Below are 18,292 nucleotides of genomic sequence, written 5' to 3'. Positions count from 1 at the left end.
AGAGCAGGTATATTAAGGGATTGTTCCAGAATTTATGCTGGGAAAGTTGAGTTATTTATAAAAGACCTTTTCCAGATATAAGCCCTGGGCAGGGGCCGTGGCACCGGCCCTGGTTCTGTCCAGGGAAGCCATTATTTCCTTAAAATCCGCCGCCGACTTCCAGCCAAGGCCCACATTGCCAAGGGTTCCAACTATATTTCTTACCATATGATATAAAAAGCCATTGGCATGGAAGGTAAGCTCCACCACCCGGCCGTTCTGCCGGACCGCCAGGGAAGCCTCATACATGGTGCGCACCGGGCTGACAGGTGGCCCTCCGGCTGCCCGGAAGGCACTAAAATCGTGCTCCCCCCTGATAAGCTCCATGCATTCCCTCATAGACTCCAAATCAAGGCTCTTGCGGATATTCCAGCTATAATTTCGTTCAAAGGGGTCAGGTATATCCCCCTGTAATATCCGGTACCTGTAAATCTTGCTTACTGCACTGTGCCTGGCGCTAAATTCCCTGTCCGCCTCGGCAGCTTCCAGCACCACAATATCCGGTGGCAATATACTGTTTACCGCCCTGGGCACCCTCTCCACGGGTATGGACCCGTCCGTAAAGAAATTTACCACCTGGCCACGGGCATGGACGCCTGCGTCAGTTCGTCCGGAGGCGGCCAGCTCCACCGTATCCCCAAAGACCCGTTCCAGCCTGTCCTCCAAAATATTTTGAATTGCTATAGCCGGAGGCCTTTGCCGCTGAAAGCCATTATAATTGGTGCCGTCATAGGCCACGGTAAGGCGTATATTGCGCCTGCGTGCCTTCATTATATCCTTATGCTCAGGCTTCATCTTACTTCCCTTTACTTAATTCAATGTTAACTGCACTGCCACAAGACTGATGATAAACAGGGCAAAAATGCCTCCCGCCCAGAAGTCAACGTCGTGAAGCCGCTGCTGCTTCATGCGGGTTCTATCCTCCCCACCCTGATAGCATCTGGCCTCCATGGCAACGGCCAGCTCATCGGCCCGCCTGAAGGCAGAAATAAACAGGGGCACCAGCACGGGAATCATTCCCTTGGCCCGCTGCAGGAAATTGCCCTCCCCAATGTCAGAGCCCCTGGACTGCTGGGCCTTGATAATCTTATCCGTTTCCTCCAGCAGGGTGGGGATAAACCGCATGGCAATAGTCATCATCATGGCCAGCTCATGGGCCGGAAAGCCGATTTTCTTAAGGGGTGACATCAGGGACTCCAGCCCATCCGTGAGCTTTAGGGGTGATGTGGTAAACATCAGCATGGAGGACACCATAATCATCAGCACCAGCCTCAAGCCAATGAAAAAGCCCTTTACCACCCCTTCCCAGGTCATGGATAACATCCACAGCTTAAAGATGGGCTCACCAGGAGTGCTGAACAAGTGAATACCAAAGGAAAACAGGATTATCCACCATAAGGGCTTTATGGATTTCAGCACCATGCCCAAGGGCAGGCGGGACAGCAGCACAACCCCAACAGCCCCCGCCGTCATAATACCGTAATTTATGTGGTTGTCAAATAAAAATATTGCCACAATGTAAATAAATAATAGGACAATCTTCACCCGGGCATCCATGCTGTGGAGAGGCGAGGTACCGGGAAAATATTGTCCCAGAGTGATATCTGTCAACATCTGTTCTGCCTCCTTAAAGCCGCCATTATTTCCTGGACTGCCTGGTCCATGGTAAAGGCATCCTGCTGTATGTCCAGGCCGTGCCGGGCCAAATCATCCATTATAACCTTTACCTCAGGCAGCTCCAGACCGGCCTCACTGATAAGCTCCGACCGGGAGAAGGCCTCTGCCGGTGGAGCCTCCAGGGTGACCCGGCCCCTGTTTAATATAATTACATTGTCGGCATAATTGGCAATATTGTCCATGTTGTGGGATATCAGCACAATGGTGGTTCCCGCTTCCCGATGAAGCCGGCAAAACCGTTCCATCAAGGCCTGTCGTCCCCTTGGATCTAGTCCTGCCGTGGGTTCGTCCAGCACCAGATACTTGGGCTTTAGGGCCAAAATCCCCGCTATGGCCGCCCGCCGCTTTTGTCCGCCGCTGAGCTGAAAGGGGGAACGATGGGCGTAGGTTTCGCAATCAAGATCCACAAACTCCATGGCAAACCTTACCCGCTCCGCTATTTCCTCCTCATTACAGCCCATATTTCCCGGGCCAAAGCCAATATCCTTGGCTATGGTTTCCTCAAATAGCTGATATTCAGGATACTGAAATACAATTCCTACCTTACGGCGGGCAGCCCTTGCCTCAGCAGTTTTAGTGCCGATATCCACCCCATCCACCAGAATGCTGCCCTTGTCCGGCTTAAGCAGACCATTGAAATGCTGTATGAGGGTGGACTTCCCTGAGCCGGTATGACCGGCTATTGCTGTTATTTTTCCCTCCGGCACAAGAAGGCTGATATCATCCAAGGCCAAACGCTCAAAGGGGGTCTTGGGCATATAGGTATGGGAAACGTGCTTTAATTCTATTGACATAAGGCCCTCACCAAATCCTCCCTGTTAATAATCGACTCAGACAGCTTAACGCCTCGCTGCTGCAATCTATAGGCCAGCTCCGCCGCCATGGGAACTGCCAAGCCCCTTTTTTTCATGGTACCGATATCCCTGAATATCTCCCTTGGGGTACCAGCTGCCACCATATGCTTCTGATCCATTACAAATATCCGATCCGCCAGGGCCGCCTCCTCCATAAAGTGAGTAATATACACAATGGTTATTCCCCGCTCCCTGTTTAGCCGGGAAACCGTTTCCATCACCTCATGACGGCCCCGTGGGTCCAGCATGGCAGTTGGTTCATCCAGTACAAGGCATCGGGTATTCATGGCCAATGCCCCGGCAATGGCCACCCGCTGCTTTTGTCCCCCTGACAGATGGTGGGGGGAAAAGTGACGAAATTCCTCCATATTAACTGCCCTAAGGGCTGCCGTAACATTCCGCCGTATCTCATGGGGGTCAAGGCCGATATTTTCCGGGCCAAAGCCGATATCATCCTCCACAATGGCCGCAATAATCTGATTATCAGGATTTTGGAACACCATACCAATCTGCCGTCTGATATCGTAGGTATGGGCTTCATCGGTGGTATCCATGCCATCCACCAGGCATTTTCCTGAGGAGGGCAGCAGCAGTCCGTTAAAATGCTTTGCCAATGTGGATTTACCGGAGCCGTTTGTGCCCAGCACAGCCACAAACTCCCCCTCATTTATCTTCATATTGACCCTGTCTACCGCCAGCTGCTGATTTTCCATGCCGGCATTATAAATATGAGTCAAATCAATGCATTCAATAAAGCTCATGCAAAACACCTCTAAGTCAACATTATAACGCAGTTCCATTGTCAACGCAATTAAGAATAAAGGTTAACGTTAATTATTAGAAAAATATCATTTGGGGATAATACTCAGTGACAGAAAATTTCTTTTTTTTCATATAAAAGGCGGGAATAGTTTTCTGGAACATTAAGTTTTATTACGTTAAAAAGATATTTTTCCTTACTTGCTCAACGGGAAAACATCCACTGTCTGAGCGAAGCGAGTTTGGATTTTTCACGGTGTTCATTATTAGGAAAAATATCTTTTAGGAATAAAACTGGGTGACAGAAAACTGTTCACGTCTATATATACAAAAAGAGACACTCCATAAGGAATGCCTCTTTCATATGTCTTAGCTGTAAATTACTTTACCAGCTCAAGGATAACCATAGGAGCTGCGTCGCCACGACGTGGACCCAGCTTCAGGATACGGGTATAACCACCCTGACGATCCTTGCACTGCTCAGCAATATCACTGAACAGCTTTCTAACAACATCTTCATCAGCAAGCTGTGCAATAGCCTGACGACGAGCAGCCAAATCACCGCGCTTGGCGAGAGTGATAAGCTGTTCTGCAAGGCCGCTGATCTCCTTGGCCTTAGCCTCGGTAGTCTCAATGCGCTCATGCTTGAAGAAGGAAGTCAGAATGCTCTTGAACAGTGCCTTACGGGCACTGGAGTTACGACCTAATTTTCTGTAAGCCATTTATTTCCCTCTTTCCTATATCTTAATCTCGAAATGTCAATCAGTCATCTGCCAAATCATCAGCAGAACCATCATTTTCCTTAAGTGACAGGCCCAATTCCTGAAGCTTGTTCTTGATTTCCACCAAGGACTTACTGCCAAGATTACGAACCTTCATGATTTCTGCCTCGGACTTATTAATGAGGTCACGAACCGTCTTAATATCTGCCCTCATCAAGCAATGATAAGAACGAACCGTAAGCTCAAGCTCCTCAACCTTCTTGTCAAGGATTGGGGCATCCTTCATGTCAATCACGTCATTGGCAGGCTTAACTTCCTCAACCACTGCCACTGGCTTGGTATCAATAACCAGATTGCTGAACAGCTTCAATCTGGCAATCAAAATACCGGATGCCTTGCTGACAGCCTCCTCCGGAGTAATGGAGCCATCGGTCCAAACCTCCATGGTAAGCTTGTCATAATCCACCTCATTGCCCACCCGGGTATCTTCAACCCGATAATTAACGCGGCGTACCGGGGAGAAAATCGAGTCAATAGGAATCTCGCCGATAACCTGATCAGGCTTTTTGTTCTTGTCACCTGGAACATAGCCAAGGCCATGCTCTACAGTCATCTCTATATTAAGAGATCCTGTACTGTTAACAGTTGCAATATGCAGGTCAGGATTAAGGATTTCAATATCAGCATCGTGAATAATATCAGCTGCTGTTACCTCCTTTTCACCCTGAACCTCGATGCGGATTGTCTTAGGTTCATCGCTGTGCATCTTAAGGCAGAGTTCCTTAAGGTGAAGGATGATGTTGGATACATCATCACGAACACCGGGAACTGTGGAGAACTCATGCAACACACCATCTATTCTGATGGAGGTAATTGCTGCACCTTGTAAAGAGGACAAGAGAATACGGCGAAGGCTGTTACCAAGGGTAATGCCATAACCGCGCTCCAAAGGCTCGCAGATGAACTTGCCATAGCGGCCGTCCTCACTGATTTCCTCTATCTCAATCTCAATCTTTTGCTTGTCGATTTCGATCATCTGGAATTGCCCTCCTCAATAAATCAATGCATATATGTACAAATACAACAATAATACACAGATATTATTTGGAGTACAATTCTACGATAGCCTGGCTGTCAACAGGAACATCGAAGTCATCAGCAGCAGGGAATCTGTTGATGGTACCGGTGAAATTGTCGGAACCTACAGTAATCCAGGCTGGAACACTCAATGCGCTGTTGGACTCGGAAAGCTCCTTGAAGAATGCGTTGGAGCGGGCCTTTTCAGCAACAGCCACAACATCATTTACATCAACCAGAGCAGATGGAATGTCCAGACGCTTGCCATTCAGGGTAATATGACCATGACGAACGAGCTGACGGGCCTGCTTACGGGTGGAAGCGAGACCAAGACGGAATACTACATTGTCGATTCTTCTCTCGAGAAGGCTGATGAGGTTATCACCGGTGATACCCTGCATCTTCTTGGCCTTGTTATAGTAAGAACGGAACTGCTTCTCCAGTACACCGTAAATAAACTTTGCCTTCTGCTTTTCCTTCAGCTGTACACCATACTCGGAAACCTTGCCCCGGGTACGACGTGGCTGACGGTTGGAACTCTTATTCAGACCAATAACACCTGGCTCGATACCGAGGGAACGGCATCTCTTCAGTGCTGGTACTCTATCAATTGCCATTTAGTTTGCACCTCCCATTATACTCTTCTACGCTTTGGCGGACGGCAACCATTATGAGGAATTGGGGTAACATCCTTAATCATGCTAACCTCAAGACCAGTTGCCTGGAGGGAACGGATTGCTGCCTCACGGCCGGCACCAGGACCCTTAACGTAAACATCAACCTGCTTCAAGCCATGCTCCATAGCAGCCTTTGCAGCAACCTCTGCTGCCATCTGAGCTGCAAACGGAGTGCTCTTTCTGGAACCACGGAAACCGAGGCCGCCAGCGCTTGCCCAGGAAAGTGCATTACCGTTTTTGTCGGTCAGGGTAACGATAGTATTATTAAAGGTGGAGCTGATATGAGCAACACCAAATTCGATATTTTTACGGTCCTTTTTCTTAGGACGTACAGACTTCTTAACTGCCACTCTAACTCCTCCTTACTTCTTCTTACCAGCTACAGCCTTTTTAGGGCCTTTACGGGTACGTGCGTTATTCTTTGTGTTCTGTCCCCGTACAGGAAGACCCATACGATGACGACGACCACGATAGCAGCCGATCTCAACGAGTCGCTTTATATTCAGGGACTGCTCACGACGAAGGTCACCCTCTACTACTACCTGCTTATCGATGATATCACGAAGCTTAATAACCTCGTCTTCGCTCAGATCACGGGTACGGGTATCTGGGTTAACACCAGTCTCCTTTAACAATCTCTGGGATGTGGTAAGACCAATACCATAGATATATGTTAATGCAATCTCAATTCTCTTATCACGTGGCAAATCTACACCGGCAATACGTGCCATACATCAAGCACCTCCTTCTTAATTATCCTTGTCTCTGTTTATGTTTTGGGTTCTCGCAAATAACCATTACACGACCCTTACGCTTAATAACCTTGCATTTTTCACAAATTGGTTTAACCGATGGTTTAACTTTCATTGCGTTATGCCCCTTTCATGTAGTATCCTTGACCTTTCAAGGATTATTTAAAACGATAGGTGATACGGCCACGAGTTAAATCATAAGGTGTCAGCTCAATAGTGACCTTATCCCCTGGCAGAATGCGTATAAAATTCATTCGAATCTTACCGGAAACATGCGCCAAGACAACATGACCGTTCTCCAACTCCACCTGGAACATTGCATTTGGCAGTGCTTCCAGGACTTTACCTTCAACTTCAATTACATCTTGTTTAGACATAAGTGGTATTGCTCCTTAGTGTCATAACCTAGGAAAGGTGGCCGCAGGAGCGGCCCCATTTTCCGGCATAGCAGCATCAGCTGCACGATTCTTCTATAATAACTCGGTAGTACCAGGCAAAACACCTGTACATGACTCTTAAGCCTTCAGGGCATCAACAATATCCTTGAAAACCTTATCAATAGCCTGACGTCCATCAATCTCCAAGTATAAACCAGCCTTCTGGTAATAGTCAATCAATGGCTTGGTCTGAGCTTCATACACGGACAACCGATTTTTCATGGTTTCCTCGGTGTCATCTGCTCTCTGATAGAGCTGGCCGCCACACTCATCACATTTGCCTTCAACCTTGGAAGGGCTAAAGGATACGTGATAGGTAGCACCACAGCTCTTGCAGATTCTGCGTCCTACTGCTCTCTCTACGAGGTCAGAGGAAGGAACCGTGATATTAACCACACTCTTCAGGCTCAGGCCCAAATCAGCCAAAATCTTGGTGAGGGCATCAGCCTGATCAACTGTACGAGGGAAACCATCCAGAATAAAGCCCTTCCTGCAGTCATCCTGAGCGAGACGCTCACGGACAATGCCGATGGTAATTTCATCTGGAACAAGGTTTCCGGCATCAATACATGCCTTCGCCTGCTTTCCAAGCTCAGTACCCTCCTTGATAGCGGCACGGAACATGTCGCCGGTGGAAATATGCGGAATACCGAACTTTTTCACCAGGTTAGCAGCCTGAGTGCCTTTACCGGCACCCGGAGGGCCCATTAAAAGTAAATGCATTTAATTTTCCTCCTAATCCATAAAACCTTGGTAATGACGCATAACAACCATGGACTCAATCTGCTTCATGGTGTCAAGGCCAACGCCCACAACAATCAGCAATGCAGTTCCGCCAAAGTTCACACCCTCAAGGTGAGTTGCAGATGCAATAAAGGTTGGAAGAACAGCTACAAGAGCCAGGAATATGGCGCCAGCAAGCGTAATTCGAGTCATGACATAATCTAAATATTCTGCCGTTGGCTCACCCGGACGAATGCCCGGGATAAAACCACCGTATTTTTTCAGATTCTCTGCCATATCCGATATCTTTACAGTAACCGCGGTGTAAAAATACGTGAAGAAGATAATCAACAATGCGTACACTGTTGTTTGTAGCGGTGTACCCCACGCAAAATACCCGGCAATCTGTTTTACCCAGGGGATATCAATAAACTGGGCAATAGTTACTGGAAACATCAGCACGGATGACGCAAAGATTATTGGAATAACTCCCGCGGTGTTAACCTTAAGCGGGATGTGACTGGACTGTCCGCCATAGGATTTATGGCCAACAACCCTCTTCGCATATGATACCGGAACCCGGCGATAGGCTGTGTGAATTGCAACAACGAACACAATCATCGCTACGGCAATCACTGCGAAGAAGAAAACATTAATATAACTAATGGTTCCTGTCTGTAAGTAATTATAAATCTTTCCGATGTTGGTTGGCAACGCAGCAACGATACCGGCGAAAATGATCAGTGAGATACCATTACCTACGCCGTTGGCTGTTATCTGTTCACCAAGCCACATGAGGAAGACTGTACCTGCGGTCAGTGTAATCGCAATAATGAGGATTGACACCGGACCTGGATTTAATATAGCCTGCTTCAAGCCAATGGACATACCCAAGGCCTGTAAGAAGGCAAGAACTACTGTGAAATATCTTGTAACCTTGGTGGTTTTTTTATAGCCCTCCTGGCCTTCCTTGGACCATTGCTCCAATGTAGGTACGACCACATTCAGGAGCTGAATGATGATGGAGGCGTTGATGTAAGGCGTAATACTCATGGCAAATACGGAGAATTTACTGAGAGCACCACCGGAAAACATATCCAGTAAACCGAAAAGACTGCCATTGTTGAACAGTGATTCAATCGCTGATGGATCCACACCCGGAACAGGAATATGAGTACCCATTCTGAAGATGGCGAACATTACCAGCGTAAAGGTGATCTTTGCCCGAAGCTCCGGAATCTTGACGATATTAGAGAGAGCTGATAACAAATCAGATCACCTCGTCTTTTATCACCTCAACTTTTCCACCTGCTGCAGTAATTTTTTCTTCTGCAGTTTTGGTGAAGCCGTTGGCTACTACAGTCAGCTTCTTGGTGAGCTCACCGTTGCCGAGAATGCGAATACCATCGCGAACGTTTTTCAGAACACCAGCATCGATTAATGCAACTGCATCAACGGTAGCTCCATCCTCAAAACGGTTCAGGGTCTCAACATTCACCTCTGCATAAACCTTGGCGAAGATGTTCTTGAAACCGCGCTTTGGCAATCTACGATACAAAGGCATCTGACCACCCTCGAAACCAGTGCGGACGCCACCGCCGGAACGGGACTTCTGACCCTTCTGGCCTCTGCCGGAAGTCTTGCCATTGCCGCTGCCCAGACCACGACCAACGCGGAATGCGTTTTTACGGGAGCCAGGAGCTGGAGATAATTCATTTAACTTCATCTTTTTAGTGCACCTCCTTGATCTCAAGCCTGCTCTTCAACAGTTACGAGATGCTCTACCTTGTGGATCTGGCCACGGAGAGACTCACTGTCTTGAAGCTCTACTGAGGAATTCAATTTCTTAAGTCCTAATGCTTTAATAGTAGCACGCTGAGTAGCTGGTCTGCCGATCAGGCTTCTGGTAAGAGTTATTTTCAATTTTGCCATTTCAAAACCCTCCTTAACCTAAAAGTTCCTGTACGGTCTTACCGCGAAGCTCAGCTACCTTCTCAGCCTGCTTCAGCTGCTCAAGACCCTTCAAGGTTGCACGAACCATGTTATTAGGATTGGAAGAACCAAGGGATTTGGTCAAAATATCCTTGATGCCGGCAAGCTCAAGAACTGCACGGGCCGGACCACCGGCGATAACACCGGTACCTTTGGCAGCTGGCTTCATCAATACGCGACCTGCACCGAAAATGCCAATCATCTCATGTGGAATAGTAGTATCCTTCAGGGAAACCTCTATCAGGTTCTTCTTGGCGTCTTCAACGCCCTTGCGGATTGCCTCTGGAACCTCTGCAGCCTTACCCAAGCCTGCACCAACCTGACCCTTCTCATTACCAACAACAACAAGTGCGCTGAAGGAGAAGCGACGGCCGCCCTTAACAACCTTAGCAACTCTATTAATATATACAACTTTTTCCTGGAACTCAGGAGTTTCGTTGTCGATTCTAGCCATCTATGTACCTCCTTTACAAATATTAGAATTTCAAGCCAGCTTCACGAGCGGCTTCAGCAAGTGCTGCAACACGGCCATGATATACATAACCACCACGGTCGAAAACTACTTCGGTAATGCCCTTTTCCAGAGCGCGCTTTGCAACTGCCTCGCCAACCTTCTTGGCAGCCTCTACGTTACCGCCGTAGTTCTGGAAATCCTTATCCTTTGTGCTGGCAGATACGAGAGTAACACCATTAACATCGTCAATTACCTGGGCGTAAATGTTGCTCAGGCTGCGGAAAACGTTAAGACGTGGTCTCTCAGCAGTGCCGGAAATATGATTGCGTACCCGCAGGTGACGCTTCTGACGAGCTTTATTTTTATCTTCCTTTACAAACACTGTCGGTTACTCCTTTCTGGTTATTATTTCTTACCCTTGGCGCCAGCCTTACCTACCTTGCGGCGGATGTGCTCGCCCTCGTACTTAATACCCTTGCCCTTATATGGCTCTGGTCTTCTGTAGTCGCGAACCTTGGCTGCTATAGCACCAACCACTTCCTTATCAATACCGTTTACAACGATCTTGGTAGGATTTGGTACCTCGAAAACGATACCTGTTGGCGGCTCAACAATAACTGGGTGAGAGAAACCCAGAGACAGGTTCAGGTTCTTGCCCTGGAGCTGTGCTCTGTAACCAACACCGTTGATCTCAAGAGTCTTAGCATAGCCCTCAGTTACACCAACAACCATGTTGTTGATAAGGGTACGGGTAAGACCGTGAAGAGATCTGTGATCTTTATTATCTGAAGGACGCTCTACAGTAAGTACACCGTCCTCTAATTTAATATTCATATCCTGGCTGAAGGAGCGAACCAATTCGCCCTTTGGGCCCTTTACGGTAACCTTGTTGCCATCCTCAATCTTGACGTTAACGCCAGCTGGGATAGTAATAGGTGCTCTACCAATTCTAGACATCTGTACACCTCCTGACTTCTAAATAATTACCAAACGTAAGCTACAACCTCGCCGCCGAGACCAGCCTTGCGAGCATTCTTATCGCTCATGATTCCCTTGGAAGTGGAAATGATGGCGATACCCAAACCGCCCAGAACTCTTGGGAGCTCAGCAGCCTTTGCGTACTGACGCAGGCCAGGCTTGGAAATACGCTTAATACCAGTAATTACCTTCTCACGGTTAGGACCGTACTTCAGGGATACAGTGATTACACCCTGCTTGCCATCCTCAGTGAAGGTGAAGTCATTGATGAAGCCCTCTTCCTTAAGAACGCCGGCGATGGCCTTCTTAATGTTAGAGCCAGGAATTTCAACCTTTTCATGATAAACGGAGTTTGCATTGCGCAAACGAGTCAACATATCTGCAATAGGATCAGTCATTACCATTTAAACCGATATCCTCCTTTCATTTTCGCCTTTAGTTACCAGCTAGCCTTGGTTACGCCAGGAATGGCACCCTTGTAGCTCTGCTCTCTGAAACAAATACGGCACATATCGAACTTTCTGATATAACCGTGCGGACGACCGCAAATCTTACATCTGTTGTACTTGCGAACAGGGAACTTTGGCTCCTTGCTCCACTTTTCAATCATTGCCTTCTTGGCCACAGTCAGTACCTCCTTCTTTACGCTTTAAAAGGCATACCCATGAGCTTCAGGAGCTCACGAGCTTCCTCATCAGTCTTGGCAGTTGTTACAACTACGATATTCATACCACGGAGCTTGTCAATCTTGTCATACTCAATCTCAGGGAAAATAAGCTGCTCCTTCAGGCCCACTGCGTAGTTACCGCGACCGTCGAAAGAATTGGAACTGATACCACGGAAGTCACGAACCCGTGGGAGTGCAACATTCATGAACTTGTCAAGGAACTGATACATGCGAACGCCGCGAAGGGTAACCTTGGCACCGATTGGCATGCCCTGACGAAGCTTCCAGGCTGCCAGAGACTTCTTTGCTCTGGTGAGAATTGGCTTCTGGCCTGCGATAATAGTCAAATCATTTACTGCGGAGTCAAGAGCCTTAGGATTGCCTACAGCCTCGCCAACACCCATGTTAATGATAATCTTAGAGATTTTTGGGAGCTCCATAACATTCTTGTAACCGAACTTTTCAGTCAGAGCAGGAACTACCTCTTTTACGTACTTTTCCTGTAATCTATCCACTAGATGGTCCTCCTTTCTTTATTATTTGGTCTGGTCTATAACTTCGCCGCACTTCTTGCAGGCGCGTACAGACTTACCATTTACATCCTTGTGAGCAATACGGGTAGCCTTGCCACATGCCGGGCATACGAGCATAACCTTTGCTGCGAACATAGGAGCTTCTTTAACAAGGATGCCACCCTGTGGGGCACTCTGATTAGGCTTGGTGTGACGCTTAACCTTGTTCACGCCCTCAACTACAACCTTATTCTTCTTAGGCAGAGCCTGAATAACCTTGCCCTGCTTGCCTTTATCTTTACCGGACAATACCAATACGGTATCGCCCTTCTTTACATGCAGTTTTGTAAGAGACAAAATAGCACCTCCTAACTATTAAAGAACTTCAGGAGCCAGGGAAACGATCTTCATGAAATCTTTATCACGAAGCTCTCTGGCAACTGGTCCAAAAATACGGGTTCCTCTTGGAGTCTTATCCTCCTTGATAATTACGGCAGCGTTCTCGTCGAAACGGATATAAGAACCATCGTTACGACGCTGGCCCTTCTTGGAACGGACTACAACGGCCTTAACAACGTCACCCTTCTTTACCATACCGCCAGGGGATGCAGATTTTACTGCAGCCACAATAATATCACCAATATTGGCATACTTGCGATAAGAACCGCCAAGAACACGGATGCACATAATTTCCTTAGCACCGGTGTTGTCGCCAACATTGAGTAAAGTCTGTTGCTGAATCATCAGTTAACCTCCTCAACCAGAATTTCCATCATCAGGAAATTATTTAGCCTTCTCAACGATCTCTACAAGTCTCCAACGCTTATCCTTGGAAAGTGGACGGGTTTCCATAATGGAAACAGTGTCACCAATGTGAGCCTCGTTATTTTCATCATGGGCCTTGAACTTTACAGTCTTCTTAACGGCCTTTTTATATAATGCATGCTGCTCGATGTCAAGAACTGCTACTACAATAGTCTTGTCCATCTTGTCGCTTACTACCTTACCAACTTTAGTCTTGCGTTCATTTCTTTCGCTCATTAGGGAGCCTCCTTTCATATGCATATCAATTCGTTCAATTAAGCATTAGCCTGTTCAGTCTGTACAGTCTTAATACGGGCAATAGTCTTCTTAACTTCCTTGATACGCATTGGGTTCTCCAACTGACCGGTAGCCAGCTGGAAACGGAGGTTAAATAACTCCTCTTTGAGAGAAGCAAGTTTCTGGTTAAGTTCCTCAGCGCTCAAATCACGAATTTCATTAACCTTCATTTACTTCACCGCCCTCTGCTTCTAAATCTTCACGAACTACGAACTTTGTCTTGATTGGCAGCTTGTGGCCTGCAAGACGCATAGCCTCAGCAGCTACCTCACGAGATACGCCGTCCATTTCGAACATTACGCGGCCTGGCTTAACTACTGCTACCCAGTACTCTGGTGAGCCCTTACCGGAACCCATACGAGTCTCAGCAGGCTTTGCAGTTACAGGCTTGTCAGGGAAAATCTTGATCCAAACCTTACCACCACGCTTAATGTAACGAGTCATAGCAATACGGGCTGCCTCAATCTGTCTGTTGGTGATCCATGCCGGCTCAAGAGCTACAAGACCATACTCACCATGAGAAACCTTGTTGCCACGCTGAGCCTTACCCTTCATGCGACCACGGAACTGTTTACGATATTTTACTCTCTTTGGTAATAACATTAAGCTTCGCTCCCTTCAACAGCAGCAACAGGCTGCTTTCTCTCAGGAAGAACCTCACCCTTGAAGATCCAAACCTTGATACCGATACGGCCATAAGTGGTAGCTGCCTCAGCAGTACCATAGTCGATGTCAGCACGCAGAGTATGAAGAGGAATGGAACCTTCGCGATAGGATTCGCTACGGGCAATCTCGGCACCGCCAAGACGGCCGCTGCACATAATCTTAATACCCTTTGCACCAAGACGCATAGTACGGCCTACTGCCTGCTTCATAGCACGACGGAAGGCAATACGGCGCTCCAGGGAGCCTGCAATGTTCTCAGCCACCAGAGTTGCATCCATATCAGGATTCTTAATCTCTTCAATGCTGATATCTACACTGCTGTTAGTGAACTTCTTGAGACCGGCCTTAATCTGCTCAATGCCGGAGCCGCCACGGCCGATTACCATACCAGGCTTTGCGGTGTGGATAGTCAGCTTGAGACGGTTCTTGGAACGCTCAGTCTCAATCTTGGAAACGCCGGAGCTCTGAAGAAGGTTCTTCAGGTGACGGCGAATTTTAATATCTTCATGCAGATTTGCTGCATAATCTTTGCCAGCATACCACTTAGCATCCCAAGTCTTTACGATGCCAAGTCTAATACCATGTGGATTTACTTTCTGACCCAAGTTTATAACCTCCTTTTATTACTTTTCGTCTACTGCTACGGTGATGTGGGAAGAACGCTTCAAAATCTTGAAGGCCTGGCCACGGGAACGCGGATGAATACGCTTCATTGTTGGTCCCTGATCAACGAAACAAGAAGAAACATAGAGGTTATCAACATTCATGTCAAAGTTGTTCTCAGCGTTTGCTACTGCACTCTTGAGAACCTTTTCTATAGCTTCAGCACCAACCTTTGGTGTGAACTTTAAAATCGCAAATGCATCAACAACGCTCTTGCCACGGATAAGATCCATGACTACGCGTACCTTGCGAGGTGCAATGCGAACATATTTAGCAACTGCTTTTGCTTCCACAGAGGAATCCTCCTTTCAAAATCTTATCTAAGACCGGTCTTTCTCTCTTCACCGGCATGGCCCTTGAATGTACGGGTTGGTGCGAATTCACCAAGCTTATGACCAACCATATCCTCAGTTACATAAACTGGAACATGCTTACGGCCATCATGTACTGCGATAGTGTGACCAACAAAGGTTGGCAGAATAGTTGAGCTTCTGGACCAGGTCTTTACGACCTTCTTGTCGTTAGCTGCATTCAGGGCATCAATTTTCTTAGTTAAGCTTTCATGAACATAAGGTCCCTTTTTTACTGATCTTGACAATTTATATCCTCCTTCCGGTGATTATCTCTTATTTGGTACGGCCTTTAACGATTAACTTATCAGAAGCCTTCTTACGGCGGGTCTTGGCACCCATAGCGCATTTACCCCATTTGGTAACAGGATGCTTGCGGCCAACTGGGCTGCGGCCCTCACCACCACCATGTGGATGGTCATTAGGGTTCATAGCTACACCGCGGTTCTCCGGGCGAATACCCAGCCAACGGGAACGGCCAGCCTTACCAATAGTGATGTTCATGTGCTCGGCATTGCCAACTACGCCGATAGTGGCACGGCAGTTAACATGTACCTTGCGCATTTCACCGGATGGCATACGAAGGGTTGCATAATCACCCTCAATTGCCATGAGCTGTGCAGAAGCACCAGCGGAACGTACCAGCTGGGCACCCTTACCAATCTTCAGTTCAACATTGTGAACCTCGGTACCTACTGGAATGTTCTTTAATGGGAGACAGTTACCTGGCTTGATGTCCGCATTAGGACCGGACTCAACCACGTCTCCTACCTTAAGACCGTTTGGAGCGATAATATAACGCTTCTCACCGTCTACATAATTTAAAAGTGCAATACGGGCACTGCGGTTTGGATCGTACTCGATGGTAGCAACCTTGGCCGGAATACCGTCCTTGGTCCGCTTAAAGTCAATAATACGATATAAACGCTTATGGCCGCCGCCCTGATGACGAACGGTCAATCTACCCTGCTGATTACGGCCACCGTGCTTCTTCAGACGCTCAACAAGGGACTTCTCAGGCTTATCAGTAGTGATTTCTTCAAAAGATGCTACAGTCATGAATCTTCTGCCTGCAGAATATGGTTTAAAACTCTTTACTGCCACTTAATTAACCTCCTTTTCCCTAATCTTACGCTTCGAAGAACTCGATGGTTTCGCCAGCTGCAAGTTTAACAATAGCTTTCTTATAATCGGAACGCTTACCAACGAAGCGGCCCATACGTTTTTTCTTACCTTCAACATTGACAGTGTTTACACCGGCAACCTTTACATTGAAGATAGTGGAAACTGCCTTGGCAATTTCAATCTTGTTGGCAGCCTTGGCTACCTCAAATACATATTTGCCCTCAGCCATGAGAGTAGTGCTCTTTTCAGTAATGAGAGGGCGAATGATAATATCACGTGCTTCCATTATGCGTATACCTCCTCAATACGAGCAACGGCATCCTTGGTGATGAACAGCTTGTCAGCATTCAGGATGTCAAATACATTCAGGCCGATGGTGTTAATGGTCTTAACACCTGGGATATTACGGGAAGACTTGTCAACGTTCTCTGCATAATCAGCAGTAACGATGAGGGACTTCTTATCTGCACTAAAGCTCTTCAGCATATTAACTACTTCCTTGGTCTTAGGAGCATCGAAGTTAATGCTGTCGAGAACTACAATTTCACCATTAGCAACCTTGTCGGACAGGGCGCACATGATAGCCAGGCGACGCTGCTTACGAGGCATGCTGAATGCGTAGGAGCGTGGAGCAGGACCAAATACGGTGCCGCCACCTACCCAAATTGGGGAACGGGTGGATCCACTGCGGGCACGGCCGGTACCCTTCTGCTTCCAAGGCTTACGGCCACCGCCGCGAACCATGCTGCGGGTCTTGGTGGCATGATTGCCATGGCGCTGAGCAGCCAACTGCATAACTACAGCCTGATGTACCAGACCTGCGTTCATCTCTACGCCAAAAATATTTTCATTTAACTCGAGATCGCCAACCTTGTTGTTAGCGATATCGTAAATTGCTACTGTAGGCATTATTACTTATCCTCCTTCCGAATTAGTTTTTACCCGGTTTAACGGTTGCCTTAACAATTACCAGACCCTTCTTAGGACCAGGAATTGCGCCCTTGATAAGGAGCAGGTTACGATCTGCATCTACTCTTACAATGGAAAGACGCTGTACGGTAACCTTGTTGCCGCCCATCTGACCTGGCAGCTTCTTACCTTTAAGCACACGACCACCGTGACCACTGATCATCGCACCTGTAGAACCAGGCTCACGATGAGACTTGGAACCATGTCCCATTGGTCCACGAGCAAAATTATGACGCTTGATACCGCCGGCAAAGCCCTTGCCCTTGGAGGTACCGGTAACGTCAACTAATTCTCCGGCGGAAAATATATCAACACCGATTACATCACCGGTGTTATATTCAGAAGCATCAGTCAAACGCATCTCGCGGATGTACTTTACAGGAGTAACACCAGCCTTTGCGAAATGACCCTTCATAGGCTTGTTTACCTTGTGTTCCTTGACTACGCCGAAGCCAAGCTGTACTGCATTATAACCATCATTTTCAACAGTCTTGTTCTGTACAACTACATTGTTGCCAGACTCAACAACTGTAACTGGAACAACCTGACCCTCTTCAGTGAAGATCTGAGTCATGCCCAGCTTTCTACCTAAAATTGCTTTAGCCAATTATTCCACCTCCTCTTATAACTTAAGCTCGATATCAACACCTGCAGGCAGTTCAAGACGGGTCAAAGCGTCAACTGTCTTTGGGGTTGGCTCCAGAACATCAATAAGACGCTTGTGAGTTCTCATTTCAAACTGCTCACGGGAGTCCTTATTAACGTGTGGAGAACGCAGAATTGTGTATACCTGCTTCTCAGTTGGGAGCGGAATAGGGCCAGATACCTGTGCACCAGTTCTCTTGGCAGTTTCAACAATCTTAACTGCACTCTGATCCAATGCCTTGTGATCATAAGCCTTCAAACGAATTCTGATTTTCTGCTGCTTAGACAATTTATTTTCCTCCTTCTCGTCCGGGCTCCAGGCCCAAACATTTCTCCGTAGTAGTTCCCTTGCTAACGCCCGAAGCGTTGCAAGCCATCTACCACGTCATCGCATTGGGGGTACTTAGAAGCACACCGCTTCTTATTATATATACCATACTGAAAATGTCAATA

34 protein-coding genes are annotated in these 18,292 nt (G+C 47.4%); all 34 read right to left on the bottom strand.

Annotated elements, in window-relative coordinates; genetic code table 11:
- Positions 1-51: 51 nt before the first annotated feature.
- Positions 52-834 (bottom strand): tRNA pseudouridine(38-40) synthase TruA, encoded by a 783-nt coding sequence (truA, locus tag Q0Y54_RS05915; protein WP_297965232.1) that lies wholly within the window; start codon positions 832-834, stop codon positions 52-54.
- A gap of 15 nt (positions 835-849) precedes the next feature.
- A complete protein-coding gene (locus Q0Y54_RS05910; RefSeq protein ID WP_297965230.1) occupies positions 850-1,653 on the bottom strand; it encodes an energy-coupling factor transporter transmembrane protein EcfT in 804 nt (267 codons plus the stop codon).
- Entirely contained in the window at positions 1,647-2,510 is an 864-nt protein-coding gene (locus tag Q0Y54_RS05905) for an energy-coupling factor transporter ATPase (protein ID WP_297965228.1), read from the bottom strand. Before Q0Y54_RS05905 ends, Q0Y54_RS05910 begins: the two co-directional genes overlap by 7 nt.
- A complete protein-coding gene (locus Q0Y54_RS05900; RefSeq protein WP_297965226.1) occupies positions 2,501-3,331 on the bottom strand; it encodes an energy-coupling factor transporter ATPase in 831 nt (276 codons plus the stop codon). The genes Q0Y54_RS05905 and Q0Y54_RS05900 overlap by 10 nt, the downstream gene beginning before the upstream one ends.
- A gap of 378 nt (positions 3,332-3,709) precedes the next feature.
- Positions 3,710-4,051 (bottom strand): 50S ribosomal protein L17, encoded by a 342-nt coding sequence (gene rplQ, locus Q0Y54_RS05895; RefSeq protein ID WP_297965224.1) that lies wholly within the window; start codon positions 4,049-4,051, stop codon positions 3,710-3,712.
- A gap of 40 nt (positions 4,052-4,091) precedes the next feature.
- Positions 4,092-5,087 (bottom strand): DNA-directed RNA polymerase subunit alpha, encoded by a 996-nt coding sequence (locus Q0Y54_RS05890; RefSeq protein ID WP_297965222.1) that lies wholly within the window; start codon positions 5,085-5,087, stop codon positions 4,092-4,094.
- Between the two features lie 64 nt (positions 5,088-5,151).
- Entirely contained in the window at positions 5,152-5,745 is a 594-nt protein-coding gene (gene rpsD / locus Q0Y54_RS05885; protein WP_297965220.1) for a 30S ribosomal protein S4, read from the bottom strand.
- A gap of 17 nt (positions 5,746-5,762) precedes the next feature.
- A complete protein-coding gene (rpsK, locus tag Q0Y54_RS05880) occupies positions 5,763-6,155 on the bottom strand; it encodes a 30S ribosomal protein S11 (protein WP_027397572.1) in 393 nt (130 codons plus the stop codon).
- 12 nt (positions 6,156-6,167) lie between these two features.
- The gene (gene rpsM / locus Q0Y54_RS05875) at positions 6,168-6,536 is read right to left on the bottom strand and encodes a 30S ribosomal protein S13 (protein WP_085022920.1); all 369 of its coding nucleotides are present in this window, start codon (positions 6,534-6,536) and stop codon (positions 6,168-6,170) included.
- Between the two features lie 22 nt (positions 6,537-6,558).
- Positions 6,559-6,672 carry a 50S ribosomal protein L36 gene (rpmJ, locus tag Q0Y54_RS05870; protein WP_058965281.1) on the bottom strand — a complete coding sequence of 38 codons (114 nt, stop codon included), beginning with the start codon at positions 6,670-6,672 and terminating at the stop codon, positions 6,559-6,561.
- Positions 6,673-6,715: 43 nt separating this feature from the next.
- Positions 6,716-6,934 (bottom strand): translation initiation factor IF-1, encoded by a 219-nt coding sequence (infA, locus tag Q0Y54_RS05865; RefSeq protein WP_009645081.1) that lies wholly within the window; start codon positions 6,932-6,934, stop codon positions 6,716-6,718.
- Positions 6,935-7,072: 138 nt separating this feature from the next.
- Positions 7,073-7,717 carry an adenylate kinase gene (locus tag Q0Y54_RS05860; RefSeq protein ID WP_297965215.1) on the bottom strand — a complete coding sequence of 215 codons (645 nt, stop codon included), beginning with the start codon at positions 7,715-7,717 and terminating at the stop codon, positions 7,073-7,075.
- A gap of 12 nt (positions 7,718-7,729) precedes the next feature.
- Positions 7,730-8,986: a preprotein translocase subunit SecY gene (gene secY / locus Q0Y54_RS05855; RefSeq protein WP_297965212.1), complete on the bottom strand. Its 1,257-nt coding sequence runs from the start codon at positions 8,984-8,986 to the stop codon at positions 7,730-7,732.
- A gap of 1 nt (position 8,987) precedes the next feature.
- A complete protein-coding gene (gene rplO, locus Q0Y54_RS05850; RefSeq protein ID WP_297965234.1) occupies positions 8,988-9,443 on the bottom strand; it encodes a 50S ribosomal protein L15 in 456 nt (151 codons plus the stop codon).
- Positions 9,444-9,466: 23 nt separating this feature from the next.
- Positions 9,467-9,649, bottom strand: coding sequence for a 50S ribosomal protein L30 (rpmD, locus tag Q0Y54_RS05845; protein WP_297965210.1), 183 nt, complete (start codon positions 9,647-9,649; stop codon positions 9,467-9,469).
- A 13-nt stretch (positions 9,650-9,662) separates the two neighbouring features.
- The gene (gene rpsE, locus Q0Y54_RS05840; RefSeq protein WP_297965209.1) at positions 9,663-10,163 is read right to left on the bottom strand and encodes a 30S ribosomal protein S5; all 501 of its coding nucleotides are present in this window, start codon (positions 10,161-10,163) and stop codon (positions 9,663-9,665) included.
- 22 nt (positions 10,164-10,185) lie between these two features.
- The gene (gene rplR / locus Q0Y54_RS05835; RefSeq protein WP_085022925.1) at positions 10,186-10,545 is read right to left on the bottom strand and encodes a 50S ribosomal protein L18; all 360 of its coding nucleotides are present in this window, start codon (positions 10,543-10,545) and stop codon (positions 10,186-10,188) included.
- 23 nt (positions 10,546-10,568) lie between these two features.
- Positions 10,569-11,120, bottom strand: coding sequence for a 50S ribosomal protein L6 (gene rplF / locus Q0Y54_RS05830; protein WP_027407284.1), 552 nt, complete (start codon positions 11,118-11,120; stop codon positions 10,569-10,571).
- 26 nt (positions 11,121-11,146) lie between these two features.
- Entirely contained in the window at positions 11,147-11,545 is a 399-nt protein-coding gene (gene rpsH, locus Q0Y54_RS05825) for a 30S ribosomal protein S8 (RefSeq protein ID WP_027397563.1), read from the bottom strand.
- 35 nt (positions 11,546-11,580) lie between these two features.
- On the bottom strand, positions 11,581-11,766 hold the full coding sequence (locus Q0Y54_RS05820; protein ID WP_027397562.1) for a type Z 30S ribosomal protein S14: 186 nt from the start codon (positions 11,764-11,766) through the stop codon (positions 11,581-11,583).
- A gap of 17 nt (positions 11,767-11,783) precedes the next feature.
- Entirely contained in the window at positions 11,784-12,323 is a 540-nt protein-coding gene (rplE, locus tag Q0Y54_RS05815; RefSeq protein ID WP_297965203.1) for a 50S ribosomal protein L5, read from the bottom strand.
- A 21-nt stretch (positions 12,324-12,344) separates the two neighbouring features.
- Positions 12,345-12,677 (bottom strand): 50S ribosomal protein L24, encoded by a 333-nt coding sequence (gene rplX / locus Q0Y54_RS05810; protein ID WP_297965201.1) that lies wholly within the window; start codon positions 12,675-12,677, stop codon positions 12,345-12,347.
- Positions 12,678-12,695: 18 nt separating this feature from the next.
- Positions 12,696-13,064 (bottom strand): 50S ribosomal protein L14, encoded by a 369-nt coding sequence (gene rplN, locus Q0Y54_RS05805; RefSeq protein ID WP_027397559.1) that lies wholly within the window; start codon positions 13,062-13,064, stop codon positions 12,696-12,698.
- 39 nt (positions 13,065-13,103) lie between these two features.
- The gene (rpsQ, locus tag Q0Y54_RS05800; protein ID WP_085022930.1) at positions 13,104-13,361 is read right to left on the bottom strand and encodes a 30S ribosomal protein S17; all 258 of its coding nucleotides are present in this window, start codon (positions 13,359-13,361) and stop codon (positions 13,104-13,106) included.
- 38 nt (positions 13,362-13,399) lie between these two features.
- A complete protein-coding gene (gene rpmC, locus Q0Y54_RS05795) occupies positions 13,400-13,591 on the bottom strand; it encodes a 50S ribosomal protein L29 (RefSeq protein ID WP_027397557.1) in 192 nt (63 codons plus the stop codon).
- Positions 13,581-14,024: a 50S ribosomal protein L16 gene (gene rplP / locus Q0Y54_RS05790; protein ID WP_027397556.1), complete on the bottom strand. Its 444-nt coding sequence runs from the start codon at positions 14,022-14,024 to the stop codon at positions 13,581-13,583. The genes rpmC and rplP overlap by 11 nt, the downstream gene beginning before the upstream one ends.
- Positions 14,024-14,692: a 30S ribosomal protein S3 gene (gene rpsC, locus Q0Y54_RS05785; RefSeq protein ID WP_297965196.1), complete on the bottom strand. Its 669-nt coding sequence runs from the start codon at positions 14,690-14,692 to the stop codon at positions 14,024-14,026. Before rpsC ends, rplP begins: the two co-directional genes overlap by 1 nt.
- Positions 14,693-14,710: 18 nt before the next feature.
- Complete coding sequence (gene rplV, locus Q0Y54_RS05780; RefSeq protein ID WP_297965194.1) at positions 14,711-15,043, bottom strand: 50S ribosomal protein L22; 333 nt, start codon at positions 15,041-15,043, stop codon at positions 14,711-14,713.
- A gap of 23 nt (positions 15,044-15,066) precedes the next feature.
- The gene (rpsS, locus tag Q0Y54_RS05775; protein ID WP_027397553.1) at positions 15,067-15,348 is read right to left on the bottom strand and encodes a 30S ribosomal protein S19; all 282 of its coding nucleotides are present in this window, start codon (positions 15,346-15,348) and stop codon (positions 15,067-15,069) included.
- A gap of 28 nt (positions 15,349-15,376) precedes the next feature.
- Positions 15,377-16,204, bottom strand: a complete 828-nt coding sequence (rplB, locus tag Q0Y54_RS05770; RefSeq protein WP_297965191.1) for a 50S ribosomal protein L2 — start codon at positions 16,202-16,204, stop codon at positions 15,377-15,379.
- A gap of 25 nt (positions 16,205-16,229) precedes the next feature.
- Positions 16,230-16,511, bottom strand: coding sequence for a 50S ribosomal protein L23 (gene rplW / locus Q0Y54_RS05765; protein ID WP_027397551.1), 282 nt, complete (start codon positions 16,509-16,511; stop codon positions 16,230-16,232).
- Positions 16,511-17,134 carry a 50S ribosomal protein L4 gene (gene rplD, locus Q0Y54_RS05760; RefSeq protein ID WP_297965188.1) on the bottom strand — a complete coding sequence of 208 codons (624 nt, stop codon included), beginning with the start codon at positions 17,132-17,134 and terminating at the stop codon, positions 16,511-16,513. The genes rplW and rplD overlap by 1 nt, the downstream gene beginning before the upstream one ends.
- A 22-nt stretch (positions 17,135-17,156) precedes the next feature.
- Positions 17,157-17,801 (bottom strand): 50S ribosomal protein L3, encoded by a 645-nt coding sequence (gene rplC, locus Q0Y54_RS05755; RefSeq protein ID WP_027397549.1) that lies wholly within the window; start codon positions 17,799-17,801, stop codon positions 17,157-17,159.
- Between the two features lie 15 nt (positions 17,802-17,816).
- Positions 17,817-18,128 carry a 30S ribosomal protein S10 gene (gene rpsJ / locus Q0Y54_RS05750; RefSeq protein ID WP_027397548.1) on the bottom strand — a complete coding sequence of 104 codons (312 nt, stop codon included), beginning with the start codon at positions 18,126-18,128 and terminating at the stop codon, positions 17,817-17,819.
- Positions 18,129-18,292: the final 164 nt, after the last annotated feature.

This window comes from uncultured Anaerovibrio sp. (genome assembly GCF_947302755.1).
Taxonomy (GTDB): Bacteria; Bacillota; Negativicutes; order Selenomonadales; family Selenomonadaceae; genus Anaerovibrio.
The sequence above is the reverse complement of the archived record's forward strand: the minus strand, read 5'-3'. Positions and strand labels throughout refer to the sequence as shown.

Bases quoted from the DNA above. Each gene is read 5' to 3' on its own strand.
- rpsH (WP_027397563.1), bottom strand. From the start codon at position 11,545: ATGGTAATGACTGATCCTATTGCAGATATGTTGACTCGTTTGCGCAAT.
- infA (WP_009645081.1), bottom strand. From the start codon at position 6,934: ATGTCTAAACAAGATGTAATTGAAGTTGAAGGTAAAGTCCTGGAAGCA.
- Q0Y54_RS05910 (WP_297965230.1), bottom strand. From the start codon at position 1,653: ATGTTGACAGATATCACTCTGGGACAATATTTTCCCGGTACCTCGCCT.
- Q0Y54_RS05900 (WP_297965226.1), bottom strand. From the start codon at position 3,331: ATGAGCTTTATTGAATGCATTGATTTGACTCATATTTATAATGCCGGC.
- Q0Y54_RS05905 (WP_297965228.1), bottom strand. From the start codon at position 2,510: ATGTCAATAGAATTAAAGCACGTTTCCCATACCTATATGCCCAAGACC.
- rpmC (WP_027397557.1), bottom strand. From the start codon at position 13,591: ATGAAGGTTAATGAAATTCGTGATTTGAGCGCTGAGGAACTTAACCAG.
- rplQ (WP_297965224.1), bottom strand. From the start codon at position 4,051: ATGGCTTACAGAAAATTAGGTCGTAACTCCAGTGCCCGTAAGGCACTG.
- Q0Y54_RS05890 (WP_297965222.1), bottom strand. From the start codon at position 5,087: ATGATCGAAATCGACAAGCAAAAGATTGAGATTGAGATAGAGGAAATC.
- rplO (WP_297965234.1), bottom strand. From the start codon at position 9,443: ATGAAGTTAAATGAATTATCTCCAGCTCCTGGCTCCCGTAAAAACGCA.
- rpsE (WP_297965209.1), bottom strand. From the start codon at position 10,163: ATGGCTAGAATCGACAACGAAACTCCTGAGTTCCAGGAAAAAGTTGTA.
- rplF (WP_027407284.1), bottom strand. From the start codon at position 11,120: ATGTCTAGAATTGGTAGAGCACCTATTACTATCCCAGCTGGCGTTAAC.
- rpsQ (WP_085022930.1), bottom strand. From the start codon at position 13,361: ATGAGCGAAAGAAATGAACGCAAGACTAAAGTTGGTAAGGTAGTAAGC.
- truA (WP_297965232.1), bottom strand. From the start codon at position 834: ATGAAGCCTGAGCATAAGGATATAATGAAGGCACGCAGGCGCAATATA.
- rplW (WP_027397551.1), bottom strand. From the start codon at position 16,511: ATGGAAGCACGTGATATTATCATTCGCCCTCTCATTACTGAAAAGAGC.
- rpmD (WP_297965210.1), bottom strand. From the start codon at position 9,649: ATGGCAAAATTGAAAATAACTCTTACCAGAAGCCTGATCGGCAGACCA.
- rplD (WP_297965188.1), bottom strand. From the start codon at position 17,134: ATGCCTACAGTAGCAATTTACGATATCGCTAACAACAAGGTTGGCGAT.
- rpsM (WP_085022920.1), bottom strand. From the start codon at position 6,536: ATGGCACGTATTGCCGGTGTAGATTTGCCACGTGATAAGAGAATTGAG.
- rpmJ (WP_058965281.1), bottom strand. From the start codon at position 6,672: ATGAAAGTTAAACCATCGGTTAAACCAATTTGTGAAAAATGCAAGGTT.
- rplN (WP_027397559.1), bottom strand. From the start codon at position 13,064: ATGATTCAGCAACAGACTTTACTCAATGTTGGCGACAACACCGGTGCT.
- rplP (WP_027397556.1), bottom strand. From the start codon at position 14,024: ATGTTATTACCAAAGAGAGTAAAATATCGTAAACAGTTCCGTGGTCGC.
- Q0Y54_RS05860 (WP_297965215.1), bottom strand. From the start codon at position 7,717: ATGCATTTACTTTTAATGGGCCCTCCGGGTGCCGGTAAAGGCACTCAG.
- rpsD (WP_297965220.1), bottom strand. From the start codon at position 5,745: ATGGCAATTGATAGAGTACCAGCACTGAAGAGATGCCGTTCCCTCGGT.